Genomic DNA, 10,308 nt, shown 5'->3' with positions numbered 1-10,308 from the left:
TGCCATCCCGACGTGGAGGCGCCCGTGAAGCGGCCGCAGCGGGAGTTCTATTCCATCGGCGAGGTGTGCGAGCTGTTTGACGTAAAGCCGCACGTGCTTCGCTACTGGGAAACGCAGTTCCCGGCGCTGTCGCCGCCCAAGAACCGCGCGGGCAACCGCGTGTACCGCGCGCGCGACCTGGAGCTCATCGCGCTCATCCGCCACCTGGTGCACGACGAGCGCTACACGCTGGAAGGCGCCCGCAAGCGCATCGAGGAGCTGCGCCAGGAAGGCGCCGCCGCCGAACTGGCCTCCAGCGCGCTGGAGCGCTCGTTCATCCGCTCCCTCCGCGCGGAGCTGGAGGACATCCTGGAGCTGCTGGCGCCCGTGGGGTGAGGGCGAATGGGGCGGCGGGTCCGCGCGGTGCGGTGCAGCATGAACGAAAACCCTCCGATGGGATGCCCCATCGGAGGGTTTCTGCTACCACGCGCCGTTTATTCCTGGGTCCGGCTCCACTGGTACAGTCCGGAAAGCTGGTGACTCTGCCTGCCCACTCCGAGCCCGGAGGCCGGGGGGATGTCCAGCGTTGCCGACGTGGAGGCGCCCGCGGGGCAGCGCATCGCGCCGTCGTACGACTGGCCGGGGCCGGACGTCTGGACGCCCTTGCCGGGAAGCCCCGACCCGGGCACGCGGAGGATCACGGTGGCGTTCGGCTCCACCGCCAGGGTCACGCGTCCATCCTTGTCGGTCGTCCCCTGCGTGGAGTAGCCTGTGCCGTGCGCACGCACGACCACCCCTGCGGCTGCCGGCGTGACCTGCACCTGCAGGCACACGTACGTCCGATCCGTGTCGTAGTTCCACACCCCGAGCGAGGGAACGAGACGCGGCCCCTGGCTCTCGTATCTCCAGTCGCCGGTGTCGACCAGCCGGTAGAGCGCCCCGCCTGCGCCTCCCGCGTCGGGCCAGTCCAGGGTGGCCGTGCGTCCCGGCGCGAGGGAGAGCCGGGCCCCGGACGCGTCGGTGGCGGTGATGTCCACCATCCCGTAGGTCCGCAGGAGCCGCATCCCTCCCCGGTCGTCGACCGCCATGTAGTTTCCGGGCGCCGCCTGGACGTGCAGCGGATCGGCGGGATCGATGTAGGTGGCGCGGACGAGCACCGTGCCCTGGGCCGGGCGCCCCGACGCGTCCACGAGCGATCCGGGCTCGATCTGGAGCGACCCCCCGCTTCCGACCGGCATGCGCCCGCCGCGGCTCGCGTCCAGGCGCTGGGGCGGGGCCGCCGGGATGAGGTCTACGTAGACCACCGTCTCGTAGCCGGCGCGCACGGGATAGGCGGTTGCCGCCGTGGCAAAGGAATCGCTGGTGACCCACACTGCCGCGCGCTCATGGGGCCGCACGCCGGTGATGGAGAACCGTCCCTCCGCGTCCGTGCGCGCCGATCCGCCGCCGGCCACGCGCACGTCCGCGCCCGCGACGGGGCCTCCCTGGATCGACCGTACGAGCCCGCTCACGACCGCCTCGCGCCCGCCACCAGGCGCCTGCGGCCCGATCCCGCCGGGCACGCACGCGGCGAGCACCAGCACCACCAGCATGGCCAGCATCGTGGCGACGGGCCCGGGAGGGCGAAACGAGTGTTCTGGCAAGATGCGCATGAGAGTTCACCATATGAAAAAGATGAAGAAAGGAAGGAAGTGGAGGTGGGATGAGCGCTCTCCGGGCGCCCGGGGCAAGAGGTGAGCAGCGTTTCCCCACCTCCTGGGAGGGGCATCTCCTGTACCAGCCGCGTCTTGCGAAGAAAACCGCCGTGCCGGGCCGCGGATGGGCTCGTGCGTGATCCCCCCGGTGACGTGAGCGGGACAGGGATGCCGCACCTGGACCCGGGACGGCCGGGACGCGCCCGCCCCGCCTTTCATCCCGGGACGGCTCCCGCTGACGGCGCGCGATCGTGCCGGTGGGCGACGGATCTTGACGTGCGGGGGCATGAACGCCCATTCAGATGTTCAGCAGTTTTGTCATCCCGCGCAGTGCTCCGCGAGAAAGTCTCACGCACTTTCGCACTTTCGCACTTTCGCACTTTCGCACTTTCGCACTCATGAAGCTGGGCGTCGTCGGCACGTTCGTCTGGGACACCATCTGGACCCTGGCCGACGTGCGGGCTGGCCGGCCGTTCGAGACGTGGGGCGGGCTGGCGTACTCGCTGGCCGGCGCCGCCGCCGCGCGCATGGACGGCTGGGAGATCGTCCCCATCGTCAAGGTGGGCCGCGACCTGGCCGACGAGGCGCACCGCTTCATGGCCACCCTCCCTGGCGTCGTCGCGGGGGAGGGCGTGCTGGTGGTGCCGGAGCCCAACAACCGCGTGGAGCTGCGCTACACCGACGAGGAGCGGCGCGGCGAGCGGCTGACGGGCGGGGTGAACGCGTGGGAATGGGACGAGCTGGCGCCGCGGCTGGAGGGGCTGGACGCGCTGTACGTCAACTACCTTTCCGGCTTCGAGATGAGATTGGAGACGACGGAGCGGGTGCGCGCGTCCTTTGCCGGGCCCCTGTACGCGGACCTGCACTCGCTCTTCCTGGGCTGCCCCGGGGCGGGCGTCCGCGCGCGCCGCAGCCTGCCGGAGTGGGAGCGCTGGGCCGCGTGCTTTCACGGCCTGCAGCTCAACGAGGACGAGCTGGCCATGCTGGGCGGCGACCCGCGCGATCCCGTGCCGGCCCGCGCGGCGCGGCTGCTGGCGCACGGCCCCGGCCTCGTCGTGGTGACGCAGGGCGGCCACGGGGCCACGGCCGTCGTGCGCGACGGCTTCCCGGCCGATCCGCTCGCCTGGCCCGCGCATCGGCCGGATGCGGATGCCGGTCTGTGCGCGGATACCATCCTCCCGGACCAGGGCCCTCGCCCCGGCGATCCCACGGGCGCGGGCGACGTGTGGGGCGCGGCGTTCATCTGCGGCCTGCTGGGCGGCCTGCCCGTGCACGATGCCGTCCGCCGCGCGCACCGCTTTGCCGGGAGCAAGATGGCCGTGCGCGGCGCCGCGACGCTGTACGAGCACCTGGTTCGGAGCGAGGGCGGCGAGGTCCGCGCCTGAGCGGCTAAAGCCGCCGCAACGACAGCGGAAAGCCTCACAAACTGCGTGAGGCTTCAACCGCTCTGGGTACTGGTTTCGCGCGGACCCCACCGGCTGAATGCCGGCCAAGGTGCACGCAGACGGCGCGTGGCATGAGCCGTCGGCGAAGGCCGACATCACGTTTCGGTGCCGCGGTTTCAACTGCCCGGTCGCGAGGCCCGCCTCCCTGCTGGATCACGACTCTACGATTCCACCAATCCGCCGCGTCGCGCGCGTCACGGCCAGCCGACGCCCATGCCATCTGCGTCCGACGGCGGGGCTGGCCAGCCGAGACCGAAGCCGTCGCCCTGCGGAGGCGGGGGCGCATCGGGTCCGAGCAGCGGCGCGGCATCCGCGTCCTCGCGCTGGCCATCGAATCCCACGTCCACGGAAAGCAGCAGGTTGCCGACGCTGAGTGTCGCCATGAGAACCTCGCGAGATGGGGAGGAAGGGCGCGGGAGCGGCGCCGCCCTCATGGTAGGCGGCCGCCCGGCCTGGTACAAGCACCTCGACCGTTCCCCCGCGCGGCATCCCCGGCCGCACTTTCTCCCCCGGCGTCGGGGTGCTACGTTTCCGCGCATGAACACGCCCCGAGCCCTCGCACGATGACCCGCGTCGTAGCCGTCCCCCCCACGCTGGACTCCGACGCGTTCGACGCGCTCATCGCCGAAGCCTCGCGCGCCGGCGACGAGCGAGTGCTGTTCGACGCGCGCCACGTCCGCTTCGCCGACCCGTACGGCATGACGGGGCTGCTGGCCCTGGGCGAGTACTTCACGCGGGACGAGGTGCGGCCCATCCTGCAGTTTCCCCAGTCGTCCGACGTGGCGGGGTACTTTACGCGGATGGGCTTCGTGGCCGCGGCCGAGGACGTGTTCGAGATGCACGACGCGCCCCGCGCCAAGCCCGCGGAGAACAGCGTGCTGCTGCCCATCACCGTCGTGGGCTCGCCGGACGACGTGCACGGCGTGATCGAGCAGCTCAACGAGCACCGCATCGGCAAGCTGCTGTCGGAGCAGCTGGGCTACTCGCAGGTGGACGCCATGGCGTTCAGCATGCTGCTGAGCGAGGTGTCGCAGAACATCGTGGAGCACGCCGAGGGCGCCGGCTGGGTGGGCATCCAGACGTATCGCCGCTGGCGCCGCATCGACAAGCGCGTCGTGGTCATCGCCGTGGCCGACCTCGGAGTCGGCTTCCGCGGATCGCTGGAGCGCGAGCACGCGGCCCGCTTTGGCGACCGCTGGAGCGACGCCACGGCGCTGGAGGCGGCCTTCATCCACGGCGTCACGCGCTTTCGCGATCCGGGCCGCGGCCAGGGCCTGAAGCAGATCCGCAAGCGGGTGCTGCGCTGGGGTGGCAAGATCGCCATCCGCAGCGGCACCGCCCGCATTGCCGACGTGCCCGACTGGGACGACGGCGAGCCGCTGGTGACGGCCCTGGCCGCGTTTCCCGGGGCGCAGATCCTGATCGTGCTTCCCGCGCGCGACCCGGCCCCGCCCCAGCAGGCGGCCCCGCCCGCGCGCGGCACCCGGCCCGGCGTTCGCCCCGGCATCCGCCGCCCCTAGGACGGTACGAAGGTACGGGGTACGAAGGTACGCACCGACGTCGATTTTCGCGCGGAAGCCAACTTCCGCACTGACGCACTCACGCACTCACGCACTTGCCCATGTCGACGGTAACCTTTCAGACCAACAAGGGCTCCTTCACGGCGGAGCTCTACCCCAACGAGGCGCCGGGCACCGTCGCCAACTTCGAGAAGCTGGTCAAGGACGGCTTCTACGACGGCATCATCTTTCACCGCGTGATCCCCGACTTCGTCGTCCAGGGCGGCGACCCGCTCACCAAGGGCGAGCAGGGGCTCAACAACCCCCGCGTGGGCACCGGCGGCCCGGGCTACCAGATCAAGTGCGAGACGGCCGGCAACCCGCACCGCCACGAGGTGGGCGCCCTTTCCATGGCGCACGCCGGCAAGGACACGGGCGGCAGCCAGTTCTTCATCGTGCTCAGCGAGCAGAACACGCGGCACCTGAACGGCGTGCACACCGTGTTCGGCAAGGTCACCGAGGGGCAGGACGTGATCTTCCAGCTCGCCCGCGGCGACAAGATGGAGTCGGTGACGGTGAACGAGGGCGCCTCCTCCTGACGCCATGCTGCACGGGCGCAGGGTCGCTCCGCTCCCCATCGACCTGTCCCACGCGGCCAGGCGATCGGTGACGTCGCTCTTCAGCAACCTGGTGACGCGCCCCACGGGGCGCGCCATCCGCACGGGCGTGGAGAGCCAGATCGCCGAGATGGAGAGCGAGCCCCAGGTCACGCTCTCCATCCTGGACTTCAGCCAGGTGCGGGTGCTGGACTACTCCTGCGCGGACGAGATCGTCGCCAAGCTGCTGCTGCGCTACCTGGGCGACGAGCGGCCGGCCGAGGCGTTCTTCCTGGTGCGCAACGTCCAGGAGCACCACATCGAGGCCATCGAGGCCGTGCTGGAGCGCCACGAGCTGCTGCTCGTGGCCGTGCACGACGACGGCGGCGTGGAGCTGCTGGGCATCCTGGACGACGCCCAGCGCGCCGTGTGGAACGCCCTGGTGGGCCGCGGCCACGCCACGCGCGCCGAGCTGGCCGCCGACACGGGCCTGGCCCGCGAGACGGTGACGGCGGCGCTGGCCCACTTCTACCTCAAGCGCGTGGCGGCGGTGCACGTGGACGGAAGCGTGTCGCCACTGTCCGCATTTCTGCAGGAGTAGCCTTTCCATGCAGTCTCCCTACAACGGCACGTCCACGCGCGCCATCCACGCGGGCGATCCCGCGCCGCACCTGGGCGCGCCCGTGGTCATGCCGCTGGTGCCCAGCACCACCTTCTACGGCGACCCGTCCGGCCAGGGCGACGTGCTGTACACGCGCTACGGCAACGGCCCCAACCAGCGCGTGGTGGAGGAGCGCCTGGCCGTGCTGGACGGGGCCGACGACGCCGTGCTCGTCGCCAGCGGGATGGCGGCCATGGCGTGCGCGCTGCTTTCCGTGCTGCGCGCCGGCGACCACGTGGTGGCCACGACGGACATCTACGGCGGCACGCGTGCCCTGCTGACGGACGAGCTGTCGCGGCTGGGCATCGAGACCACGTTCGTCGATTTCTTCTCCGCCGGCTGGACGGACGCCCTGCGCCCCAACACCCGCGTGGTGCTGGGCGAGACGCCGTCCAACCCCGTGCTGCGCGTGCTGGACCTGCGGCCCATCGCGGACGCGGCCCACGCGCACGGGGCCGCCGTCATCGTGGACGCCACGTTCGGCTCGCCCGTGAACTACCGCGCGCTGGAGCACGGCGCCGACATCGTCATGCACTCGGCCACCAAGTACCTGGGCGGCCACAGCGACGTGACGGCCGGCGTGCTCTGCGGCAGTTCCGCGTACATCGCCGAGGTGCGCAAGCGGGCGCGCATCTGGGGCCCGGTGCTGGATCCGCACGGCGTGTGGCTGCTGGAGCGGGGGATCAAGACGCTGGCCCTGCGGATGGAGCGCCACAACCGCAACGGGCTGGAAGTCGCGCGCTGGGCGGAATCGCGGCCGGAGGTGGCGCGGGTGTTCTACCCCGGGCTGCCCTCGCACCCGGACCACGAGACCGCCACGCGCGTGCTGGACGGGTTCGGCGGGATGGTGGGGATCGAGCTGGCGGGCGGGGACGAGGCGGCCACGCGCTTCGTGCGGGCCCTGCGGCTGGCCAAGTACGCGACCAGCCTGGGTGGCGTGGAGACGCTCATCAGCGAGCCGCGCTTCACGTCGCACGCGGCCATGACGCCGGAGCAGCGCGCGGCGGGCGGCATTCGCGACGGCTTTATCCGCGTGTCGCTGGGCATCGAGGACGCGGCGGACATCATCGCCGACTTCGACCAAGCCCTGCGCGCCGCCGGCGGCGCGGAAGACACGCAGCGCGAAGCGGCGGACTGACCCGATCGGCGATCGCCCCCGCGCGGGACGGCGTTACGGAATGATGGCACACGGGGCCTGCGGCCAACGGGGATAACGGTAACCGATAAAACCGTTGACTCCGTTGGCCGCAGGCCCCGTGTGAGATTGCTGTTCTCTACCCGAAGCCTTCTCCCACTCCCTCTTCCGGCACAATCCCATGAAGCGCATCTCCGCCCTGCTCTGCGTCCTGCTCGCGCTTGCCCTGACGTCGTGCGGCAACGACACCGGCGTGTGTCCGGATCCTCCCTGCAGCGCGAGCGGCGACTCGTCCACGGTGGATCGGACTCCGTAGCGGATCAGCGAGTCAGCCAGGGATGACGAACGCGCCGGCGGAGATGCAGGTCTCCGCCGCCGCGTCGTTTTCATCCCGGATTCGCTTCCCGCCGCACACCGGTTGATTTCCTGAGGGAGCGCCCGCGCAGCACTCGCCCGTTCACCAAATTATAGGCGCGACCGAAGGATCTCCTTCGCGGAGCAGGGACATCGCCGCTGCACGGGATCCCTGCCAGGGCGAGAAGATCCTTCGGGGCCGCACGCATCCGGTGCGGTCGAGTTCGTAAGGGCCCCTCAGGAAGGCAACGGCTTCCGGTCCAGTAATCGTGAGTGATCCCGGATCGCCGGTCAGGGCTCTGCGGTGAGGAAGCGGCTGCTCATCCAGCCCAGGCGGTCCAGTCGGATACCCTCGCCGTTCTGCTCATCGAACTGCGCGTCGCGCGGGGGCGTGCGGCCGTCCATCCGCACGAACCACCACACGCGCCCGGTTCCGTCCGTGCGCTCCGCCAGCGCGATCCCGCGCGCGCCGCGCCCGTACTCCGCCAGCGCGTTGCCGTGCCCCTCCCAACGATACCAGTCTTCCTCCGCCGCCGGGTCCGGCTCGATGGAGGGAGACTCGCGCAGCAGGTAGCCGTCGTTGGCCACCGTGAACGCGCGCGGCCGCGCGAGGAACGTGGCCGGCAGCTGGACCCCCTCACGCCCCATCACGCGATGGTACGGCTCGTAGCGCACCGTGTCGCCCGCGCGGACGGGGCGGTAGTAGTCGAAGGACCACTCCGGGTCCGCGCAGCATCCGTGGTGGATGGCACGGAACGAGGCCGGCTCGCCGGGGCGGCCGCGAAAGAGGCGCTGAAAGTCGCCGTGATGATCCATCACCAGCACGGCGCGTCCATTCATCACCTGGTACAGCTTCAGGTGGGTCCCCTCCGCCGCGGCGAACTCGCCGTTCTCGTTGCGGATGTACCAGGCGCCGCTGTAGATGACGTCGTCCACGCCGTCGCCGCTGAAGTCCACGAAGTGGTAGGCCCGGGCCTGTTCGCCATTCGGATCGTAGCCGGCCATCTCCATCGTGTCGTACGCCTCGCGCGGCCCCGTGCTGTCCGACCGGACCGGCTGGATGCCCAGCGCATGCAGCCGCGCCAGGCGGTCCGCCGGTGAACGGGTCTCCATCGTCGTCCAGCCGGGGAAGTCGAGGCTCAGGAAGAGGCGCCGGTCACCGAAGTCCGGCAGATCCGCCTCACGCTCGTTCGCCGTACCCTCCGCTGCCGGCGCGGCGACGGCGTCACGCGTTGCGGTTGATTCGCGCGCGGGCTGCGCGTCGGAGCACGCGGCGAGCAGGAGAAGGACGATGGTTAGGCGGCGGACGGTCATCGGCGGGCGGATGCGGGGCAGGGAAGACCGTGGATTCCGCCAAGGTGATTGGACGCGCCGCACCGCACAAGCGCGACGTGGCACGCCGCTGGCTTCCGCGCACAACGACTCGTCGAAGTATGTCCCCTCTCCCGCGCGGTTTGCAGGAGAGGGCCGCGAGGAACGAGCGGGGTGAGGGCCCGAGCGGGGTGAGGGGGCCCCTCGCGCGCGCCGGGCGTCCGCGCGAAATTGTAAGCGCGCCCGGCGAATGCGGCCGGCGCGCATCCATGGACCGAACGAGCGTGAGCAGATGACGGATAGAGCGGACGCGGCGGACATCGCCGTGATCGGGGCGGGGCCGTGCGGCATCGCCGTGGGGGTGGCGGCGGCGCAGGCGGGGCTGTCGTGCGTGCTGTTCGACCGCGGCGCCATCACGCAGGGGATGAAGGACCATCCCACGTACGTCACCTACTTCAGCGGGCCGGAAAAGCTGGAGATCGCCGACATCCCGTTCACCACCTCCGGCGACAAGCCCACGCGCCGCGAGGCCCTGCGCTACTACCGCAAGGTGGCCGGCTACTTTGGCCTGGACGTGCGGCAGTACACGGCGGTGACCACGGTGGAGCGCGCCGCCGACGGGTTCGTGCTCCACACCCGCACGCGCGACGGCGTGGAGGGCTCCTTCCGCGCCCGTACCGTGGTGGTTGCCACGGGCTACTACGACAACCCGCGGCGGCTGGACGTGCCCGGCGCGGAGCTGGGCAAGGTGGTCTACTACTTCGACGAGCCGTACGGGTACTGGGACCAGGACGTGCTCGTGGTGGGCGGCGGCAACTCCGCGGCCGACGCGGCGCTGCTGTGCTGGCGCGAGGGCGCGCGGGTGACGGTGGTGCACCTGTTCGACGAGCTGGACCGGGGCGTAAAGCCGTGGGTGCGGCCCGACATCGACAATCGCATCGCCGAGGGGAGCATCCCCGCGCTGTGGCGGTCGCGTGTCGTGGAGATCCGTCCGCTCGAGGTCGTGGTGGAGCACGTGGAGACGGGTGAGCGCCGCACGGTGCCCAACGACTGGGTGCTGGCGATGACGGGCTACGAGCCCGATCCCAGCTGGCTGCGCGAGCTGGGGATCGACGTGGATCCCATGACGGCCGTCCCCGCGCACGATCCGGGGACGATGGAGACGAACGTGCCCGGGCTGTACGTGGCCGGCGTGATCGTGAGCGGCCACGACGCCAACAAGATCTTCATCGAGAACGGCAAGCTGCACGGCCCCCTGATCGCGTCCAGCGTCGCCGCGAAGCTGGGTCGCGGCTCCTGAGGAGCCGTTCCTCGCCTGCGGACGAGCGCCGTCGCGCTTTTCCTCCGATCTCGCGCAGCAGCGTCATCCTGAGGAGCCGCCGCGCCAACTCGGCCCGCGCGCAGTACCCCGGCGGCGACGAAGGATCTTGCGTCCGATCCACGGACTCAATGCACCGGCACGGGCTCCCAGGCAGGGACACAAGATCCTTCGGTCGACGCCATGGATCGTGCCCAGGCTGAGCCCGCGCGGCGCTCCGTGAACAGAAAGGGCTGGTTCTGGCGTGTAGCAGGCCTCACGCGAGCGCCCCCTCCGCTCGCTTAGGCTCGTTCTCATCCGAAAACAGCATTCCCGG

At 70.9% G+C, this 10,308-nt stretch carries 11 protein-coding genes; 8 read left to right on the top strand and 3 right to left on the bottom strand.

What is annotated here, in order from left to right; all coding sequences use genetic code 11:
• Window positions 1-12: 12 nt before the first annotated feature.
• The gene (locus VFZ20_RS03585; RefSeq protein WP_349264057.1) at window positions 13-375 is read left to right on the top strand and encodes a MerR family transcriptional regulator; all 363 of its coding nucleotides are present in this window, start codon (window positions 13-15) and stop codon (window positions 373-375) included.
• Between the two features lie 98 nt (window positions 376-473).
• On the opposite strand, the gene VFZ20_RS03580 is transcribed toward VFZ20_RS03585, so the two are convergent.
• Entirely contained in the window at window positions 474-1,631 is a 1,158-nt protein-coding gene (locus VFZ20_RS03580; RefSeq protein WP_329682455.1) for a carboxypeptidase-like regulatory domain-containing protein, read from the bottom strand.
• Between the two features lie 440 nt (window positions 1,632-2,071).
• Between VFZ20_RS03580 and VFZ20_RS03575 the strand changes: the two genes are divergently transcribed.
• Window positions 2,072-3,058 (top strand): carbohydrate kinase family protein, encoded by a 987-nt coding sequence (locus VFZ20_RS03575; protein WP_329682454.1) that lies wholly within the window; start codon window positions 2,072-2,074, stop codon window positions 3,056-3,058.
• Window positions 3,059-3,312: 254 nt separating this feature from the next.
• Here the strand turns inward: VFZ20_RS03575 and VFZ20_RS03570 are convergent, their stop codons facing one another.
• The gene (locus tag VFZ20_RS03570) at window positions 3,313-3,501 is read right to left on the bottom strand and encodes a hypothetical protein (RefSeq protein WP_329682453.1); all 189 of its coding nucleotides are present in this window, start codon (window positions 3,499-3,501) and stop codon (window positions 3,313-3,315) included.
• 180 nt (window positions 3,502-3,681) lie between these two features.
• Here VFZ20_RS03570 and VFZ20_RS03565 point away from each other — a divergent pair, with 180 nt between their 5' ends.
• From VFZ20_RS03565 to VFZ20_RS03545, 5 genes are all read left to right on the top strand, one after another.
• Window positions 3,682-4,638, top strand: a complete 957-nt coding sequence (locus tag VFZ20_RS03565; protein ID WP_329682452.1) for an ATP-binding protein — start codon at window positions 3,682-3,684, stop codon at window positions 4,636-4,638.
• A 101-nt stretch (window positions 4,639-4,739) separates the two neighbouring features.
• Window positions 4,740-5,216, top strand: a complete 477-nt coding sequence (locus VFZ20_RS03560) for a peptidylprolyl isomerase (RefSeq protein WP_329682451.1) — start codon at window positions 4,740-4,742, stop codon at window positions 5,214-5,216.
• Between the two features lie 4 nt (window positions 5,217-5,220).
• Complete coding sequence (locus VFZ20_RS03555; protein WP_329682450.1) at window positions 5,221-5,814, top strand: hypothetical protein; 594 nt, start codon at window positions 5,221-5,223, stop codon at window positions 5,812-5,814.
• 7 nt (window positions 5,815-5,821) lie between these two features.
• On the top strand, window positions 5,822-7,012 hold the full coding sequence (locus tag VFZ20_RS03550; protein ID WP_329682449.1) for an aminotransferase class I/II-fold pyridoxal phosphate-dependent enzyme: 1,191 nt from the start codon (window positions 5,822-5,824) through the stop codon (window positions 7,010-7,012).
• 178 nt (window positions 7,013-7,190) lie between these two features.
• Window positions 7,191-7,325 (top strand): hypothetical protein, encoded by a 135-nt coding sequence (locus VFZ20_RS03545; RefSeq protein WP_329682448.1) that lies wholly within the window; start codon window positions 7,191-7,193, stop codon window positions 7,323-7,325.
• A 329-nt stretch (window positions 7,326-7,654) separates the two neighbouring features.
• On the opposite strand, the gene VFZ20_RS03540 is transcribed toward VFZ20_RS03545, so the two are convergent.
• Window positions 7,655-8,677, bottom strand: a complete 1,023-nt coding sequence (locus VFZ20_RS03540; RefSeq protein ID WP_329682447.1) for a hypothetical protein — start codon at window positions 8,675-8,677, stop codon at window positions 7,655-7,657.
• 289 nt (window positions 8,678-8,966) lie between these two features.
• Here VFZ20_RS03540 and VFZ20_RS03535 point away from each other — a divergent pair, with 289 nt between their 5' ends.
• Window positions 8,967-9,974, top strand: coding sequence for a YpdA family putative bacillithiol disulfide reductase (locus VFZ20_RS03535; RefSeq protein ID WP_329682446.1), 1,008 nt, complete (start codon window positions 8,967-8,969; stop codon window positions 9,972-9,974).
• Window positions 9,975-10,308 lie beyond the last annotated feature (334 nt).

Source organism: Longimicrobium sp. (genome assembly GCF_036280135.1).
Lineage (GTDB): Bacteria > Gemmatimonadota > Gemmatimonadetes > Longimicrobiales > Longimicrobiaceae > Longimicrobium.
This window is presented reverse-complemented; position numbering and strand designations above follow the sequence as displayed.